Origin of the sequence: Bacillus sp. FSL H8-0547 (assembly GCA_038002745.1) — a bacterium.
Classification (GTDB): Bacteria; Bacillota; Bacilli; order Bacillales; family Bacillaceae; genus Bacillus_P.
Window position 1 is genome coordinate 3,419,626 of the sequence record JBBODD010000001.1, and the last position, 16,741, is coordinate 3,436,366.

The window sequence follows — 16,741 nt, forward strand, 5'->3', positions numbered from 1 at the left end:
TGAAAAGAAGCAGGAGGGTGCTGTGATTTTATTTATGGCTTTAGATTTATCTGGATGGCAGATGGGATATTTGTGATATTATTGTAAATATTGGTTATTTCGTTAAAGGAGTTAATTTAAATATTGTCAAATAACAAAGGAACAAAAAAGTGAGGATTTTATCATGATGTCTAAAGAGATGTATATAAAAGTATGTGACTTTTTAATGTTTGCTAACTTGTTTGGAGAAAAAAAGGGGAAACCAACCGTTGTTATGGATGCCGGGTATGGGGATTATTCAAAAGGGTGGAATGCCATAATTTCCGAAGTTTCTTTGCTGACAGAAGTTATTGTATTTGATAGAGCAGGTCTAGGCAGAAGCGAACCAAGTACTAATCCCAGGAATAGCAGAGAGATGGTAAAGGAACTGAAAGAACTTTTAGATAAACTTAATATAATTCCTCCATATATACTTGTAGGACACTCTTTTGGGGGAGTAAATGCACGGTTATTTGCGAGTAAATACCCTGAAAATGTATGTGGGCTGCTTCTAGTAGACTCTACTCCGGAGGATTACCGAGAAAGATTTCTTCCAACGATGTCCGAAGATTTTCAAGAAGCATACAATAAGCAATTTGTTCACGAAGGTAATTATGAAGAATTTATGCAAAGTTTAAATCAATTAAAAGAAGACCAAAAGAAATTAAACATTCCTTTAATAGTCCTTTCTGCCGGCAAAAAAAATCACTATACACCCAAGTCACAAGAATTATGGAATACAATGCAAGAAGAACTTCTTCAAATATCTTCTATCAGTGAATTTATGATTGCTGAAGATAGTACACATTATATACAAAATGATGAACCTGTATTAGTAGTAGATGCCATTAAAAGACTAATTGAAAATCTTAAGGCAGGAGTGATGTAGTAAATGTAATTTGATTTAGGTAAAGGAGTATTAAATATGTTTTTTAAACAGAAAAATACGGCTTCTGAAGATGATGTAAATAGAAAGTACAAAGTGAGATTTATTAGAATTTCAATAGTTGGATTATTGGTAATGGCTTTTTTAGGATATGGAGTTTACTGGGCCTTTTATGATATGAACAGGCTGCCGACAGGATCATATCTTACTGAAGTTAAATCACCGGATGGGAAGTACACCTTAAAAGCATATATCACAAATGGAGGAGCAACCACTTCTTATTCACTTCGAGGTGAATTAGTATTTAATAAAGAAAACAAATCTAAAAATATATATTGGAATTATCGTGAAAACTCTGCAAATATTACTTGGACAGACAATGATACTGTAGTAATAAACGGTCATACATTAAAGGTTCCCAGTGGCAAATATGATTTTAGACATCAATAGATTGCCGCACATAAGTACATACCTCTTTTACGAAAGATTATATTTATTGAAGCAATAAAAAGGATTTGGTTATAGATGACAAAGATGTTTTCAACAGATGCGTTCTCTTATTTCGAATTTATATTAAAAGAAGTGGAATATCGTTTACCAAGCATATGTGTAGACTTAGAAGTTCATAATCGGGGATTTACAGCATCTTTACCAAATGTCTGGATTGAATTATCAAGCATTGAAAAATTTTTGGGTGAAAGCAAAGATCTTTCTTTTATAGATACATTTCAGCATACTTTTACAAGTATGAGCCCTGAAGAAGTGATTATTGATGCGAATAAGGTAAGTCCTTCGATTTGCCATATCAGATATACATTAAATAAAACGTATTATTCAAGTGATCTTAATCCGGTTCTTGAATCTATACAACAAAAAGGTTCATTTGAACTGGAAGTATATAAAATAGAAGAATCAAGAAAAGCCCTCTTAGAAATTAGTGACCTATTTCATTAAATTCATTTTTTGATATTTAACAATCGGAGGCGATTTCTGCACAATGTGATCGCCTCTTCATAGTAAGGAATCGGAAGGGATTGAGTAGTATGGGGGGGTTTAGGAATATGAAGAAATTCATTGTGATTATAGCTCTAAGCATAATAATAGTATTTGTTGGGCTTTATTCTTTTCTCAAAATCAATTCTCCATTGGTCGGTGGGACAGTTGGTTCAACACAAGATAATAAAGCAGTTGTTGTTGCAATAGGGAATGAGGGGTTTGGAAAGCTGAAGATTAATGAAGTTCTAGTAAATAATTACAACGAACCTATAAAGCTTAAAATACAGGTCACGAATCCCCTTAAAGGTTTTGTTATATCTAATACATTTGACGAAAAGGAATTTGGCATTAGTAATATCGAAACTATCGACATTGAGTCCGACACATCTCCAATAACCCAACTAGAAAAGATGAATGATGGAACGGCAACTAAAAATGATAAAAGTTATGGAATAAGTGTTGTACATAATGAACCCATAGAAAGTTTGCATATAACATATAGTTACTTTGGATTGAAGTTTGAAGAAACGGTATCTGTTGATAATCCTTAAATGGCTGGATTGTTACCTCCTGATGCCTATGCTATGGATATGGATGGTGTGACTATGATTTATTTTAAAGATGCTCCTGATACAATGGTCATCACAACAAAAGAAATAATAGATGGAACAAAACCTGTATTGTATGTGTCGCACGATAAAGAAGATGGTATGTGGCAATTTTTTGATGGGTCAATGAAATTTGATATAGACTGCGCAAGAATAGTTTCTCTTGAAGAAATGCTGGAGATTGATAATTCCCTTGCTTCAATTGGGGATTTACCTCTTGGTTGGATAGCGGAGAGAGACAATAGAAAGGCATTTTGGAAAAGGGTTGAAAAAGAATAAAACTATTTACATTCTTAAGCTATCGAAGGCTCCAATTGAATAACTAATGAACTCAGTTCAAAAATGAACTGAGTTTTTATACTGCAAAAACCTCAGCTAAATGCGGTGCAAATCTTGATTTACTCTAGATTGTCCCAAGTACTTAACCATTGGAACCGTCACAGTTTATATATCAAGGTTTTTAAACTATATATTCCTGACTGAAGTAGAATCACCACTCACCAGTGGACTGAAGCGGAAGGCACTTGACTCCTGCGGGATGAAGAGGGCACGGGAGACCCCGCAGGCTGGCCGAGTTATCATGAACGAAACTAGCTCCTTATTCGTAACATCGTAGGTTAATCTGGTTAGAATGTTTACTGGAAAAAAACATACCAAATCAGAGCTGCATTACGGAAGGAGCTAGTTATTATGAAGGATGCCATGAAATACGTAGGTTTAGACGTATCGAAAGAAAAAATTGCGGTCGCGATTGCAGAAGAGGGACGCGAAGCCCCACGTTACTGGGGAGTGATCGACCACACACCTGAGGCCATAAAAAAGCTAATGAAAAAGTTGGGGGAGGCAAAAACTCTTCGCGTCTGTTATGAAGCTGGTCCTACAGGTTATGCCTTATACAGACTATTGTCTGATATGGGGATTCACTGTGAGGTAATTGCTCCATCCCTTATTCCTCAAAAGCCTGGAGAGCGAATTAAAACAGATCGCAGGGATGCCATTCGGCTAGCACAATTACATCGTGCAGCCGAATTAACATCTATTTACATTCCAACTCCAGATGATGAAGCATTGCGAGACCTTGTCCGCTGTAGAGAAGATGCGAAAGAAGATGAGTTAAGAGCTAAACACCGATTGAGTAAATTTCTTCTTCGAAACGATATAAAACCACCGACCGGGATTAATAAATGGACAGTGAAATATTATCGTTGGCTGGATACGCTTCAGTTTGAAAATGTTCACCTTCGCGTTGTTTTTCAAGAATATTACTACCAGCTAAAAGAATTAAAACAGCGTATTCTGCGATTAGAGGAAGAAATAAACATTCACGCAAAAGAAGGTGTCCACGCAGAAAAAGTTCAAGCTCTTCAAGCATTAAGAGGGATAGCGCTTGTGACAGCGACAAGCATCGTAGCTGAGATTGGTTCATTTAAACGTTTTTCGACCCCTCGACAGTTTATGTCATACGTTGGATTGATTCCAAGCGAATATTCAAGTGGAGAAAAACGAAAACAAGGCAATATTACGAAAACAGGAAATCGTCATGTTCGGCGCTTGCTTGTAGAATCGGCATGGAGTTATCGCTATCAGCCAGCTGTGAAGGGAGATCTTGAAAGGCGCATAAAAGGTCAATCACCGGCTATTCAATCGATTTCATGGAAAGCACAAAATCGTCTTCACAAGAAATACTACCGGCTGTTGTCCAAAGGGAAAAATGGAGGGAAAGCTGTAACCGCAGTTGCCAGGGAATTAGCCGGCTTTATTTGGGCGGTGATGCAAGAAGTAGAAGAGATGCCTAGCACAAATTGAGATTGTATCTACCAGTTAGAAACAAACGTATCGAGAATGGAAGAATGAGAATAGGGCTCGAAGGCAAAGAGAAAAACCGGAAAGGAAAACCCACGTGCCTCCTCTGTGCTAAGTCGAAAATGATGAATGCACGCGCCGAGTTAGTGGAACAGTCCTTTACACGGAAAGATAAAATGTGAAAACCCACGAATATCAGAGTGCTAACCGCAGTTGAAATTTTTGCCTTCGTGCCGTGTTCTTACCTTTCATTTTTAGCAGGCTACGTTCGTACTTGTTTCCTGAATATAAGTTTAAACACCAGTGGACTGAAGCGGAAGGCACTTGACTCCTGCGGGATGAAGAGTGCACGGGAGACCCCGCAAACGAAGTGAGGAGGCTCCCGGGGCTCCCCGCGGAAAGCAAGTGACTGGAGCGCAAGGGAACGGGTACGATTTAGAATCTACAATGATCATAAAAACAGCCTGCCATTAAAAAAGAGAGGAAAATGGGTTCACATCTTCTTTAGCTTGAGAAGAATCTCATCTCTCTGGTTAGCCATCAAGGAAAGCACTTGACCGCTAACCAGAGAGATGAGCAGCGGTAGGTAAGCTAAAGAAGGAGATCAGCTAGCCACTATGGCTTTAACTTTTACATGAAAAGAAGCTGAAAATCGCTTCTCTTATTAAAGGCGTTCAAAAATCGGTGTGGGTTAGGAGCCTTGACAGTTTCGTTCATATCAGGAGGCTCCCGGCACTCCCCGCGGAAAGCAAGTGACTGGAGCGCAAGGAAACGGGTATCACTTCAAACCAACAATCATCACAAAGTCAGGCTCCCTTTAAAGATTAGAGAAGAATAATTAGGCCTTATCTAACAGAATGCTGTAAGAATAACCCTCACCCAAAACCCCCCTCTTCACACAACTTTAACGTATGAATTGGCAAAGACTGCATAATACTAGTATTGGTCATTTTTTGACAAATGAACAAACTAGGGGGAACTCATGTTAGATTTGCTGAGAAGGTTATCCATTGCTCTGATTGTCGGAATTTGCGTCATGCTGCTCTTTGTCGGAGGAACATTGGCAAAAGCAGAAAGTCCAGCTGAAGACAAAAGCTGGATTCATCCCGTCAAGGGCACAATAACAGACACATTTGGAACAAGAAGCGGAAAACATAAAGGTATTGATATTGCAGCACCTGAAGGAACGGCCATTTCCGCTGTACAGTCAGGAACAGTGACAAAATCCTATCTTTCGAATACATATGGCCATGTCGTCTTTATTTCTCACCCTGAAGGATATGAAACGGTCTATGCCCATCTGAGCAAAAGGACCGTTTCAGAGGGGGTAAAAGTAGCAAGGGGCCAAAAAATCGGTGTGATCGGCAACACGGGTGTATCCAGAGGGACTCACCTGCATTTTGAAGTACATAAAGGAAAATGGACATACGACAAAAAACAGGCTGTAGATCCATTTATCATGGTGGCAGCCCACTCTATTGAAGCCGTTCCCGCGACTGCACAGCCTGCTGCCGAAGATGGATCTGTCACTGTCCAAAAAGGGGACACGCTGTGGGGGATTGCCAAAAGAAATGGACTGAGCGTAGATGGACTGAAGAAAATAAACGGCCTTGTATCTGACCGTCTATACGCAGGACAGAAGCTGATGATTGAGCAAAGAACGGCTTCCGTCAGCCAGTACACCGTTAAAAAAGGGGACACCCTGTATTCGATAGCAGAACAGCTTCAAATCACTGTTCAGCAGCTGAAGCAAGAAAATGACCTGTCATCTGAAGCTATTTTTCCTGCACAAACCTTAAAAATCACACATTCTTCAGCTTCTTCTAAATAAACTGAAAATACATTGTCACACTTTCCAAAAAGCGATATAATAGGACAAAACTTCGCGGAGGGAGCAGACAATGCGCACCGACTATCACAATCATCTCGAAAGAGGCACTCTGACGCTTGATTATTTAAAGGAATTTACAGATGAAGCTGCCGCTAAAGGCATACAGCATTTCGGCATTTCCGAACATGCCTATCATTTTTATCAGACAAAAAACATTTTGAGCAACCCATGGGTAGACGAGAGGCGCTACTATGATATGAAGGACTACGTGTCTCTTTTTCACGAAGCATGGAATCAGGGAATTGATGTGAAAATGTCAATTGAAATGGACTATACACCAGGCAGGCATGCTGAAATGAAATCGTTTATTGATACATATGATTTTGATTATGTGATCGGTTCCATCCACTGGGTGGATGACTTTGGAATTGACCTGAAGGAATATTTGCATGAATGGGACAAGCGTGATGTAAAAGAAGTGTATGAGCACTATTTCAATCAGGTCGTAACCCTTGCCCAGTCGAATCTGTTTGATATCGTCGGCCACCTGGACCTTGTCAAAATTTTTAAATATGTCCCAGATGACGAAGAGTTTCTAATGAAGCAGTATGACCGGGCGACAGATGCTCTTGCCCAGTCCAAGACATGCGTTGAGATCAGCACTGCAGGGCTCAGAAAGCCTGTCGGCGAACTGTATCCTGATGAAAGGCTGTTAAAGCTATGCCATCAAAAGCAAATTCCAATCGTCCTGTCTTCGGATGCACATGTCCCGGGTGATGTCGGTGCCGATTATGACCAGGCTGTGGCTCTTGCAAAGAGAGTTGGATACACATCGCTGATGACATTTTCAAAAGGCGAGCGCAAAGAAGTTACATTAGATTGAAGAAGGAGACTGCAGGCTGATGCCCGCGGTCTTTTTTACTTGAAAAAACATGTCTGATTTAAAAATTTCAGCCGATGCCTATCCCTTTTCCCGGATTTAGTAGTAAAATGGAAGTCTACATCTTAATTTTCGGGAGACATACATGTCAAAAATGAAAAAGGTTTTATATTTCTATGTTTTACTAAGCGTCGTGTGGGTATTTGGCACAGACCACTTGATTGCACTGCTTGATTATGACATATACACGTTTATTGTGATTTCAAAAATAAAAGCTGTTTTTTTTATTGCAGCCACTTTTATCTTCATAAAATACCTGATCAGCAAGAATGAACAGTTTCAAGAGCTTGAGCGGGAAAAAGAAAAGCTACTGTCGCTTATTAATTCAATGGTGGACTTTGTAAACTTTAAAGACGGAGAAGGCCGCTGGATTGAGGTAAATACGTTCGGGCTGAATCTGTTTGACCTGCAGGGAGTGGACTACAAGGGAAAGCGGGACAGGGATCTTGCTGAATACACGGAATTCTACAGAGACGCGCTGCTTTATTGCGAGGAATCGGACGAGCAGACCTGGATGAGCGGATCGGTCAGCAGAAGTGAAGAACAGATTCCGCAGCCGGACGGAAGCTTTAAAACCTTCGATACGATTAAGGTTCCGCTGTTCAATGATGACGGTTCGAGAAAGGCCCTTGTCGTCATCGGACGGGACATCACCCAGATGAAAGAAGCGGAGAACCGCCTTCAAAAAGCAGAAAAGCTGAGTGTCGTCGGTGGCCTCGCCGCAAGCGTTGCACACGAGATAAGAAATCCGCTCACCTCTTTAAAAGGATTTGTTCAGCTGATGAACAAAAACGACAGTGTGAATAAACTGTACTATGAGATTATGGAAAATGAGCTAGACCGAATCAATGAGATTGTCGGAGAGCTCCTTGTTCTCGCAAAGCCTCAAAACATCCGCTTTACGAAAACAAATGTAGGCAAGCTGATGTGCAGTGTCATTTCTCTGCTTGAATCACAGGCGAATATGTACGGGGTGAATATTGTGTTTCAGTCAGACGCCGGGATGAAGGAAATTGACTGCGAACCGAATCAGCTGAAGCAGGTTTTTATCAATATTATAAAAAACTCTATTGAAGCAGGATCAAAAACGATTTCCATCTCTCTTTTTGAAGAAGGCGGATCAGCGCGCATCATGATTGAAGATGACGGGGAAGGCATGGAAGAGGAGAGGCTGAAACGCCTTGGAGAGCCGTTTTATTCCGTTAAAGAAAAAGGAACAGGGCTCGGCCTTACGGTCAGCTACAGAATCATCCAGTCGCATGGCGGCACCATCACGTATTCAAGCAAGGTGGGAGAGGGCACTAAAGTTGTCATTGACCTGCCTGTAAAAAGAACGTAAAACGAGCAAGCAGATGATCTGCTTGCTCGTTTTTTCTTAATCCTACAGTTCAATAGGTTTTATGGATACAATGTCGTCGATGTCAGAAAGGGTTTTAATAAGGGAATCATCAAGCTTGCGGTCGAACGACAGCATCATGATGGCTTCTCCGCCTGCATTTTTCCTGCCCACCTGCATCGTTGCGATGTTGACTTCGTGATCTCCTAGAATTCTTCCGACCCGTCCGATGACTCCGGGCTTATCTGTATGCTGAATATAAATAAGATGACCTGCCGGATAGAAATCAATGTTAAAGGAATTGATGCCGACAATCCGTTCGCCGTAATGCGGAATATGTGTTCCTTTTATTTCAAACGTAGTCTGGTCCCCGTGAATGGATACCGTAATACAGTTTTCGTATCCTGACTGATTCGAAGTGATTTTTTCGCTGAAGCTGATGCCGCGCTCTTTGGCGATTATGCCTGCGTTTACTGCGTTTACATTTGATGCAACGCGCGGAGTCAGGAATCCTGCAATCAGGCTTTTTGTCACAAACGACGTTTCAAGCTCTGCAACAGACCCTTCGTATTTAATGGAAATATCATGAACAGGCTCTTTCATGCACTGGGAAACGATATTGCCCATATTCTTGGCGAGCCTGTAAAATGGCTGGATTTTTTCGAATACTTCCTTAGTCAGAGCCGGAAGGTTTACTGATGTTGTAACGATTTTTCCATCAAGGAAATGGAGCACATCCTGTGCAACCTGAGCGGCTACATTCAGCTGCGCTTCTTTTGTTGAGGCTCCCAGATGAGGTGTGGCAATGACATTGTCAAATTTCAAAAGCGGATGGTTTTCCGGAGGCTCTGTTTCAAATACATCCAGGGCAACACCGGCAATATGGCCGTTTTCAAGATAAGGGATGATTGCTTTCTCGTCTATAATTCCGCCACGTGCACAATTGAGCAAATAAACGCCTTTTTTTGTTTTCGGCAGAGATTCAGCACCAATCAGGCCTCTTGTCTCTTTAGTAAGCGGTGTATGTACGGTGATAATGTCCGCCTGTGTCAGAACTTCATCCAATGTGGCGCTTTTAACAGATATTTTGGCTGCGCGGTCGCGGGTTAAAAACGGATCAAATACAATCACATTTACCCCGAAGGCCTGTGCACGCTTGGCAATTTCAGTTCCGATTCTGCCAAGTCCCACGATCCCGAGCGTTTTTCCGAAAAGCTCCGTGCCGACAAATGCATTCCGGTTCCATTCATTGGATTTAACAGATACAGTTGCCTGAGGAATATGACGAAGGAGAGATGTCATCATGGCAAATGTATGTTCAGCTGTCGAGATGGTATTTCCGTCCGGTGCATTAATGACGACAACACCGTGCTTTGTAGCAGCATCAAGATCTATGTTATCGATTCCAACACCGGCCCTGGCAATAATTTTAAGAGAGGTCATTTTTCCAATTAGTTCGTCTGTGACTTTTGTGGCACTGCGCACCAGTAAAGCATGAAATGTATGAAGCTCATCTTCTGCTTCGGCAGCTTTTTTCTGGACAACTTCGACGTGTTCTGCTTCGAGTAAAGGCTGCAGACCGTCTGCACTCATTGAATCTGAAACAAGAATTCGGTACATGTTTATCCCCCTAAGTACATCTAGTAAATATCAGATAATTTATCATATTACGATTATTGTGTCAATAACATTAACGCGGTACAACGATAAAGACATTTGCTGGAAGATGTTTCGTAAGCAAATGTATTCACAAATTGAAACAGATGCAGTATACTTATCTCGAAAACAAAATAATATGATCTATCTTCGGGGCAGGGTGAAATTCCCGACCGGCGGTAAGGAAAGAGTTAGTTTCCAAAGCCCGCGAGCCGTCCTTGTGATGGCAGGATCTGGTGAGATTCCAGAGCCGACAGTAAAGTCTGGATGGGAGAAGATGGAGGTTCTGGCGTTTAAAATGAAGATTTTAACCGTTTATTTGACCTTGATTAAATTCTCCCCATAGTGAATCGTCACTTGGGGTTTTCTATTAGTCAGGGAAAAACAGGACGTATCCTTTCTTTCCGGATGGATCGAAAAAGGAGAGAAGCAGAAATGCAGCAAAGTAAAGTCAAAAAGCAGGTATCGATTGCGATGCTTGCCAGTGTAGGGTTTGTGTTAATGATTTTTAATTTCCCGATTGGTTTTTCAAGCTTTCTGGAGCTTGATTTTGGGGACGTGCCGGCCATTATTGCAGCCATTCTTTACGGACCTGGCGCAGGGATTATGGTCGAGGCGCTGAAGAACGTTCTTCACTATATTATTATGGGAAATGCAGCTGGAGTGCCTGTCGGGCAGCTGGCTAACTTCACCGCCGGTGTTCTTTATATTCTGCCGGCATCCTATCTGTACAGAAGAATGAACAGCATGAAAGGTCTTGCAATCGGTCTTTCAGCAGGAACTGTCCTCATGGCAGGTGCTATGAGCGTCCTGAACTATTACTTGTTTATTCCTGCCTACACGTGGTTCCTGAATGCACCGGCTATGGCAGCGCCTGAGCTTAAAGCGCTGATTGTAAGTGGTATTCTGCCGTTTAACTTAATTAAAGGAATTGTGATGGGCTTTGTGTTTATGGCGATATTCGCCAAGCTGAAAACATGGGTTCATGCTCAAAATGACTATAAACGGGCTGCTTAAGCCCATTAAAAAACCCTCCGCATTTGCGGAGGGTTTTCGTATGCTATTCAAATTTCAATGCGTCGCCGTCAAATGACTCGTCAGCAATTTTAATGGAATCAGTCGGGCAGCCCTCATATGCATCCATCATGTCTTCTTCAAGAATTTCAGGAACTTCAACAATTCCCTGGTTATCATCAAGGGTTACAAATGCAATCCCCTCATCATCATAATCATAAATGTCCGGTGCAGCAGCTCCGCAAGCACCGCAAGCAATGCACGTATCTTTGTCAACAATTGTATACTTTGCCATCAAAAAAACCTCCTCTGAATTGGTTACACTCTATGATATGGTACTGTCATTCATTTGTCAGTGCATAAGAAATGAAAGTCTGAACGAGTGCGTACCTCTTTATATTTATACATTGTAAATCTGTTTATAAAACTTTTCAATAGTAAAGTACATTGAGAATGCTTATCATATAAGGGTTTCTAGTATATAAGGTACCCTTTGAACGCAACTTTAAACGCCTTTTTTTATACAGAATCTGTTACAATGAACATATATCGAATCGTGTCAAAAAGTGCAGGGTGATGACCATGACAGATACTTATATGGAGTGTATTTACTTGGAATGTCTTGATGGGTTCAGAGGCGAACGGACTGCATCTGCGGTCTTTCATCTGCTGAAAGGGAAAAAATCTTCCCAGACCATTCAGGACAGCAAGCTTTTCGGTTTGTCCCGCCTCTTCGGAATGTTTCCCGATCTTTCAAGAAAAGAATTTGATGCAGCCATCGTGGGACTAGTAAAGAAAGGGTGGCTGCTTCCCGGTGAAGGCGATGTCTGCCGGCCGAATCCTGATGCCGTCATTCATAAAGAAAATAGGTTAAAGGAAAAGCCGCTTCCTGAAGATTTGGACGGCACCCTCTATTCGCAGGCAGGTGTGCATTTTTGGAAGCGGACCGTCCTTCTTGCGCAGGTGCTTTCTCATGCAGCAGCCGGGAGCGCGCGCTATCTGCCTGTGATAAAAGACGAGAAAGTGCAGCGATGGGTGAAATCCTATCTTAAAGGGATGCCATTCTCAAAAGAAGAGCTTGCCTTCAGCATGTATCAGGAGATGCAGGCATTTCTGAAGCAGGCTGACAATACAGCGGCCGCTATGTGGGTGTATCAATTAAGTTCCAAAAGCAGAATCGGCTTCACCTACCAGCAGCTTGCCGAGAAGTTTAATGACGATGAAGTTTACATCAGGCTCAAGTTCTGGGGGCTTGTTCACCGTTTTTTAAAGGAATCAACGAAAAATGTTCACGCCTATCCGATACTGCATGCCGTTTCAAAAGATTTGACAAAAAGCGATTCTCTGACTGAATCTGCTTCCAAAACACTTCATTTGATCCGCTCAGGAAAGTCGGTTGAAACGATTTCTGACATCAGGCGTTTAAAAAGAAGCACGATAGAAGACCACATTGTCGAGATTTCATTAAATGACCCAGGTTTTGATATCTCAATGTTTCTTGAAGAAGAGGGGCTTGCTCTGATTACACGCAAGATTCATGACCTGAATACCCATCAGCTGAGAATCGTAAAAGAGGCTTTAGATAACCGGTTCAGCTATTTTCAGATCAGGCTTGCCTACACAAGGACCTAGGAGGATGCTATGAACGTTCAGCAGGCATTGTCCCGCTATTTTGGATATGATCACTTTCGGGAAGGGCAGGAAACGATCGTACGGGATGTGCTCTCACGCCGGGATGTCCTTGCCATGCTTCCGACCGGAGGGGGAAAGTCGCTGTGCTATCAGCTTCCAGGCTATCTTCTTGAGGGGACCGTTCTGATTATTTCCCCCTTGCTCTCGCTTATGGAAGACCAGGTGCAGCAAATCCGCCTGCGGGGTGAAAAAAGAGTGATTGGTCTAAATGGCTCTCTCCCATATCTTGAAAGGCAGAGGGCTCTTTCTCATTTAAATCAGTACAGGTTTATCTTTGCTTCACCGGAAATCCTTCAGTCTGAAGCGGTTCTTTCCGCACTAACTGAAGTCAAAATATCCTTATTTGCTGTCGATGAAGCACACTGCATCTCCCAGTGGGGCCATGATTTCAGGCCGGACTACTCGAAATTGGGCGAACTTAGAGAACGCCTCGGCAATCCCCCTTGTCTTGCCCTGACGGCGACGGCAACAAAAGAGGTTTTAGCAGACATTGAACAATCATTGAACATGACAAAACCAATCAGGCACGTCTATTCAGTCAACAGAAGCAACATCAGCATCAAAATTGAGGAATACTCATCTCTGGAAGATAAACTTCAGCGGGTTCTTGAGCTGGTGCGGACCCTTGAGGGACCCGGAATTATTTATTGTGCAAGCAGAAAGTGGACAGAAAGCATATCGCTGTTTTTACAGGCTGAAGGCATTAAAAACACAGCTTTCTATCACGGAGGCATGGACCCGGAACAGCGGACGCTGATTCAGCATCAGTTTTTATACGGACAGCTGGATGCTGTATGCTGTACGAACGCATTCGGGATGGGAGTAAACAAAGCGGATGTGCGGTATGTGATTCATTTTCATTTTCCGGCTCAAATGGAATCCTATGTTCAGGAAATCGGCAGGGCGGGAAGAGACGGACTGCCAAGTGCTGCCGTCGCACTGATTGGAAAAGGAGACCGCGATCTCCCTTTATCCATGATTGATTCTGAGTTTTGCACCTACAGCCAGCTCCATGAATGCATGTATGCCATGTCATCCGGAATGGCCCCCGAAGATGCGTTTAACAGGGCGGGGATCAATGAAATTCAGGGCAGGTTTATCCTGCATCATTTACCATCATTTGAAAATGGGATTCACGGTTCTGAACAGAAAGCTGTCGACTGGATTATTTCCCGCATTGAAAACCGGCGCCGATTGAAACTGGAAAAGCTTGACGGCGTCTTGCACTGGCTGTCTTCACCGGAGTGCAGAAGAAAAGGGATATTGGCATACTTCGGGGAAGAAACGTTTCAAAAACAGGAATTCTGCTGTGACAGATGCGGTGTGAGCCTGTCTTTTCTAAAACAGGAACAGTCAAAGAAAAGGACGGATGACCAGCTGCCTGACTGGGAAACAGAATTAAAGGCTGTATTTGGCCAGAACGAGTGATAGCATGGTAAAGCGTCAAAATGATCTTGTTAAAAGCATGAGTGACAGTCAGCTGCTTAAGCAGCTTTACTTTACTCAAATTTTACTACTTACAATTTCCGCTGTTTTGAGTATGATATTATTTAACGGCGTGTCAGATTTTGCGGGCTTGTGGAAGCCTGACACCGGCCAGATCCTCCTTATTGGGGGACTGACAGCAGGAGCTGTTCTTATATTTGACTGGATCATCATGAAGACGATGCCTGAAGATATGTATGATGACGGCGGAATCAATGAAAAAATGTTCAGGAACCGCTCTGTTCCCCACATCATTTTTCTGTGCCTGCTGATTTCTTTTACAGAAGAAGTGCTTTTCAGAGGAATTCTGCAGACACATTTCGGGTTTTGGGCAGCGAGCCTCATTTTTGCAGTTCTCCATTTCAGATACTTGTCAAAATGGCTGCTTTTTTGCATGGTGGTGCTGATCAGCCTGCTGCTCGGATACGTGTATGAGCAGACTGGGAACTTATTTGTAACGGTATTTGCCCATTTTTTAATAGATTTAGTGTTTGCCATTCAAATTCGCTTGAATCACATAAGACGGAGGTGACAAGATGAGCAGAATGGAAAGAGCGGCTTTAGCCAAAAAAGCAAAAATTGAAGACGTGAAATCCCGGACCGGGAGCTACCCTTCACGAAGCGAGATTCACAAAAAGAAAGAGAAAAAAAAGTCACCCTATAAATATCCGGCAGTCAGTTTGCTTGCCATTTTCTTTTTTCTTCTTCCCATCGGGTTTTACTACACCATTTCGTATTTTGATGAACGCAGCAAAACGGTTGATGGTGAAAATATTTCCGATTATGAAGACGTGCTGATAAAATACGGCGATGATGAAGAGCAGGAAGCAGAGGACCAATCAAGCCTGGCCCCTGATGAAAGCGATTCTGCTGCCGGCTCAGAGGATCAAACCGAAAAAACAGATACAATGACAGCCTCCGCAGATCTTTCTGCCGGCAAAGACCTTCAGGAGAAAGAGCCTGATAAAAAGCCGGAACCTCAGCCAAAAAAAGAGCCAAAGCCGGAGCCGGCAGCCGCATCTGAACCAAATGAGAACTACAGGATTGTTGAACATACCGTTGGACCTGAGGATAACCTGTACCGCATATCCGTTAAATACTACGGGGGACGATCTGGAGAGGACCTGATCAAACAATGGAATCAATTAAGCGGAGACAGTGTGTACGAAGGACAAGTCCTGAAAATACCGCTTAAACAGTAAAACGCATGCAAAAAAACGCATGTGTTTTTTTGTACATGCATTTCATAAGGAGGCGGACAACATCATATAGTTTAATAGACAATTTGTTCGATCGGGAGATGTGATGCATGTGGAAAAGCAAATACTGGAGCTTGGCGGGTCGACAGATCAGGCAACAAGGGAAATGCTGCAGAGCGTGCTGAATAAAAAAAGAAAGTACGACAGGTATAAAAAGAACTGTTTTAAATGGCAGATGTTTACACTATTTGGCGGTTTAGTGTATTTCCTGTATTTTTATCAGTTTATTGTCGTTCCCAATGGAAGCAATATCGGGTATATGCTTGGAGAGCTGGTCGGCAGTGTTCTGCATTTTTTCATCGTGCTGCTGCTTGGGTCAGGCTATGCAACAGCCCGTTATTATAAGAAAAAAGAAGAAAAATATGAAAAGGAATACCATGGCCTCCGCACAGAAATCATCCGCAAAAGTTCAGAGCTATGGCCGCAGCCGTATCATTGGAAAAAAAGAGGAGAGGTTTATGACATGATGAAGAAGCATTATGACATCAATCTTTATTTCGAAAGCAAATAATTGCATGAATCATAAAGGAATTTGACAGATAAAAGCGAATGTATGCTAAAACGTTAATGGGGTGATGCGATGTTTGTCAAAAGCACAATGATACCGAAAAACCGGACGGTACATGCAGAAGCAGGCGATTCATTAAAAACAGTTCTTGAAAAATTGGAGCATCATAAGATTGACGGTGTTCCTGTCCTAAAAGGGGCAGCATACATAGGCATTGTCACGAGATTTCATCTTTATGAAGAGTTTTTCCAGTCAGAATTGAAAAAAGAAGCCTTTCTTTCTGAAAAAAAGGCTGAGGACATTGCTGTACACACTGACGTTTATCTTGAAGGCGAAGAAATTTTTGAAAATACGCTCCTGCAGCTGAAGGATTATCCCCTGATTGCTGTAGTCGGCGAGGAAAAAGAATTCCTCGGAATCGTGACGCGTTATGATGTGCTTGAACAATTTCAAAGTGCTTTTGGAATGAACAAAAAGGGTGTAAGAATTGCTTTTACATCTGTGGAAACAGAAGGCAGGATTGCGAGGCTGACTGAACTTGCGAGACAATTTCATGAAGATATTATTTCTCTGGTTACGTTTGATGAAACAGAGAGCATGGTCAGAAGAATCGTCATGAAAATTGAGAAAAAGGACAATATAGACAGGTTCATTGAACGAATTGAAAAAGCCGGCTTCCGGATACTGGACATTCACGAAGATGAATAAA

At 42.1% G+C, this 16,741-nt stretch carries 18 protein-coding genes and 1 riboswitch; of the genes, 16 read left to right on the plus strand and 2 right to left on the minus strand.

What is annotated here, in order from left to right; genetic code table 11:
* Positions 1-166 precede the first annotated feature (166 nt).
* From MHB63_17095 to MHB63_17135, 9 genes are all read left to right on the plus strand, one after another.
* Positions 167-907 carry an alpha/beta hydrolase gene (locus MHB63_17095; GenBank protein MEK3808237.1) on the plus strand — a complete coding sequence of 247 codons (741 nt, stop codon included), beginning with the start codon at positions 167-169 and terminating at the stop codon, positions 905-907.
* Between the two features lie 36 nt (positions 908-943).
* Positions 944-1,354, plus strand: a complete 411-nt coding sequence (locus MHB63_17100; protein MEK3808238.1) for a DUF5412 domain-containing protein — start codon at positions 944-946, stop codon at positions 1,352-1,354.
* 75 nt (positions 1,355-1,429) lie between these two features.
* Positions 1,430-1,858 carry a hypothetical protein gene (locus tag MHB63_17105; GenBank protein MEK3808239.1) on the plus strand — a complete coding sequence of 143 codons (429 nt, stop codon included), beginning with the start codon at positions 1,430-1,432 and terminating at the stop codon, positions 1,856-1,858.
* 107 nt (positions 1,859-1,965) lie between these two features.
* Positions 1,966-2,451 (plus strand): hypothetical protein, encoded by a 486-nt coding sequence (locus tag MHB63_17110; protein MEK3808240.1) that lies wholly within the window; start codon positions 1,966-1,968, stop codon positions 2,449-2,451.
* A complete protein-coding gene (locus MHB63_17115) occupies positions 2,452-2,787 on the plus strand; it encodes a hypothetical protein (protein ID MEK3808241.1) in 336 nt (111 codons plus the stop codon).
* A 411-nt stretch (positions 2,788-3,198) separates the two neighbouring features.
* Complete coding sequence (locus MHB63_17120; GenBank protein ID MEK3808242.1) at positions 3,199-4,314, plus strand: IS110 family transposase; 1,116 nt, start codon at positions 3,199-3,201, stop codon at positions 4,312-4,314.
* Positions 4,315-5,293: 979 nt separating this feature from the next.
* Positions 5,294-6,142, plus strand: coding sequence for a LysM peptidoglycan-binding domain-containing protein (locus MHB63_17125; GenBank protein MEK3808243.1), 849 nt, complete (start codon positions 5,294-5,296; stop codon positions 6,140-6,142).
* A 70-nt stretch (positions 6,143-6,212) separates the two neighbouring features.
* Complete coding sequence (locus tag MHB63_17130; protein MEK3808244.1) at positions 6,213-7,025, plus strand: histidinol-phosphatase; 813 nt, start codon at positions 6,213-6,215, stop codon at positions 7,023-7,025.
* 142 nt (positions 7,026-7,167) lie between these two features.
* Positions 7,168-8,421 (plus strand): ATP-binding protein, encoded by a 1,254-nt coding sequence (locus MHB63_17135; GenBank protein ID MEK3808245.1) that lies wholly within the window; start codon positions 7,168-7,170, stop codon positions 8,419-8,421.
* A 42-nt stretch (positions 8,422-8,463) separates the two neighbouring features.
* Here MHB63_17135 and serA read toward each other — a convergent pair whose 3' ends face one another.
* The gene (gene serA, locus MHB63_17140; GenBank protein MEK3808246.1) at positions 8,464-10,038 is read right to left on the minus strand and encodes a phosphoglycerate dehydrogenase; all 1,575 of its coding nucleotides are present in this window, start codon (positions 10,036-10,038) and stop codon (positions 8,464-8,466) included.
* Between the two features lie 178 nt (positions 10,039-10,216).
* A riboswitch (FMN riboswitch) is annotated at positions 10,217-10,357 on the plus strand.
* 152 nt (positions 10,358-10,509) lie between these two features.
* On the opposite strand from serA, the gene MHB63_17145 reads away from it, so the two are divergent.
* Complete coding sequence (locus MHB63_17145) at positions 10,510-11,091, plus strand: ECF transporter S component (GenBank protein ID MEK3808247.1); 582 nt, start codon at positions 10,510-10,512, stop codon at positions 11,089-11,091.
* 43 nt (positions 11,092-11,134) lie between these two features.
* Here the strand turns inward: MHB63_17145 and MHB63_17150 are convergent, their stop codons facing one another.
* Positions 11,135-11,383, minus strand: coding sequence for a ferredoxin (locus tag MHB63_17150; GenBank protein ID MEK3808248.1), 249 nt, complete (start codon positions 11,381-11,383; stop codon positions 11,135-11,137).
* A 287-nt stretch (positions 11,384-11,670) separates the two neighbouring features.
* Between MHB63_17150 and MHB63_17155 the strand changes: the two genes are divergently transcribed.
* The 6 genes from MHB63_17155 to MHB63_17180 all read left to right on the plus strand — a co-directional run bounded on the left by MHB63_17155 (position 11,671) and on the right by MHB63_17180 (position 16,740).
* Positions 11,671-12,720 (plus strand): helix-turn-helix domain-containing protein, encoded by a 1,050-nt coding sequence (locus MHB63_17155; protein MEK3808249.1) that lies wholly within the window; start codon positions 11,671-11,673, stop codon positions 12,718-12,720.
* 9 nt (positions 12,721-12,729) lie between these two features.
* Complete coding sequence (locus tag MHB63_17160; GenBank protein MEK3808250.1) at positions 12,730-14,208, plus strand: ATP-dependent DNA helicase RecQ; 1,479 nt, start codon at positions 12,730-12,732, stop codon at positions 14,206-14,208.
* 4 nt (positions 14,209-14,212) lie between these two features.
* Positions 14,213-14,797, plus strand: coding sequence for a type II CAAX endopeptidase family protein (locus tag MHB63_17165; GenBank protein MEK3808251.1), 585 nt, complete (start codon positions 14,213-14,215; stop codon positions 14,795-14,797).
* A 4-nt stretch (positions 14,798-14,801) separates the two neighbouring features.
* Positions 14,802-15,467, plus strand: coding sequence for a LysM peptidoglycan-binding domain-containing protein (locus tag MHB63_17170; protein MEK3808252.1), 666 nt, complete (start codon positions 14,802-14,804; stop codon positions 15,465-15,467).
* A gap of 109 nt (positions 15,468-15,576) precedes the next feature.
* On the plus strand, positions 15,577-16,035 hold the full coding sequence (locus MHB63_17175) for a DUF2663 family protein (protein ID MEK3808253.1): 459 nt from the start codon (positions 15,577-15,579) through the stop codon (positions 16,033-16,035).
* A gap of 69 nt (positions 16,036-16,104) precedes the next feature.
* Positions 16,105-16,740: a CBS domain-containing protein gene (locus MHB63_17180; protein MEK3808254.1), complete on the plus strand. Its 636-nt coding sequence runs from the start codon at positions 16,105-16,107 to the stop codon at positions 16,738-16,740.
* The last annotated feature ends 1 nt before the right edge of the window (position 16,741 follow it).

What these genes read in the sequence shown, in the direction of transcription:
- MHB63_17095 (MEK3808237.1), top strand. Translation starts at nt 167, where the DNA reads ATGTCTAAAGAGATGTATATAAAAGTATGTGACTTTTTAATGTTTGCT.
- MHB63_17100 (MEK3808238.1), top strand. Translation starts at nt 944, where the DNA reads ATGTTTTTTAAACAGAAAAATACGGCTTCTGAAGATGATGTAAATAGA.
- MHB63_17105 (MEK3808239.1), top strand. Translation starts at nt 1,430, where the DNA reads ATGACAAAGATGTTTTCAACAGATGCGTTCTCTTATTTCGAATTTATA.
- MHB63_17110 (MEK3808240.1), top strand. Translation starts at nt 1,966, where the DNA reads ATGAAGAAATTCATTGTGATTATAGCTCTAAGCATAATAATAGTATTT.
- MHB63_17115 (MEK3808241.1), top strand. Translation starts at nt 2,452, where the DNA reads ATGGCTGGATTGTTACCTCCTGATGCCTATGCTATGGATATGGATGGT.
- MHB63_17120 (MEK3808242.1), top strand. Translation starts at nt 3,199, where the DNA reads ATGAAGGATGCCATGAAATACGTAGGTTTAGACGTATCGAAAGAAAAA.
- MHB63_17125 (MEK3808243.1), top strand. Translation starts at nt 5,294, where the DNA reads ATGTTAGATTTGCTGAGAAGGTTATCCATTGCTCTGATTGTCGGAATT.
- MHB63_17130 (MEK3808244.1), top strand. Translation starts at nt 6,213, where the DNA reads ATGCGCACCGACTATCACAATCATCTCGAAAGAGGCACTCTGACGCTT.
- MHB63_17135 (MEK3808245.1), top strand. Translation starts at nt 7,168, where the DNA reads ATGTCAAAAATGAAAAAGGTTTTATATTTCTATGTTTTACTAAGCGTC.
- serA (MEK3808246.1), bottom strand. Translation starts at nt 10,038, where the DNA reads ATGTACCGAATTCTTGTTTCAGATTCAATGAGTGCAGACGGTCTGCAG.
- MHB63_17145 (MEK3808247.1), top strand. Translation starts at nt 10,510, where the DNA reads ATGCAGCAAAGTAAAGTCAAAAAGCAGGTATCGATTGCGATGCTTGCC.
- MHB63_17150 (MEK3808248.1), bottom strand. Translation starts at nt 11,383, where the DNA reads ATGGCAAAGTATACAATTGTTGACAAAGATACGTGCATTGCTTGCGGT.
- MHB63_17155 (MEK3808249.1), top strand. Translation starts at nt 11,671, where the DNA reads ATGACAGATACTTATATGGAGTGTATTTACTTGGAATGTCTTGATGGG.
- MHB63_17160 (MEK3808250.1), top strand. Translation starts at nt 12,730, where the DNA reads ATGAACGTTCAGCAGGCATTGTCCCGCTATTTTGGATATGATCACTTT.
- MHB63_17165 (MEK3808251.1), top strand. Translation starts at nt 14,213, where the DNA reads ATGGTAAAGCGTCAAAATGATCTTGTTAAAAGCATGAGTGACAGTCAG.
- MHB63_17170 (MEK3808252.1), top strand. Translation starts at nt 14,802, where the DNA reads ATGAGCAGAATGGAAAGAGCGGCTTTAGCCAAAAAAGCAAAAATTGAA.
- MHB63_17180 (MEK3808254.1), top strand. Translation starts at nt 16,105, where the DNA reads ATGTTTGTCAAAAGCACAATGATACCGAAAAACCGGACGGTACATGCA.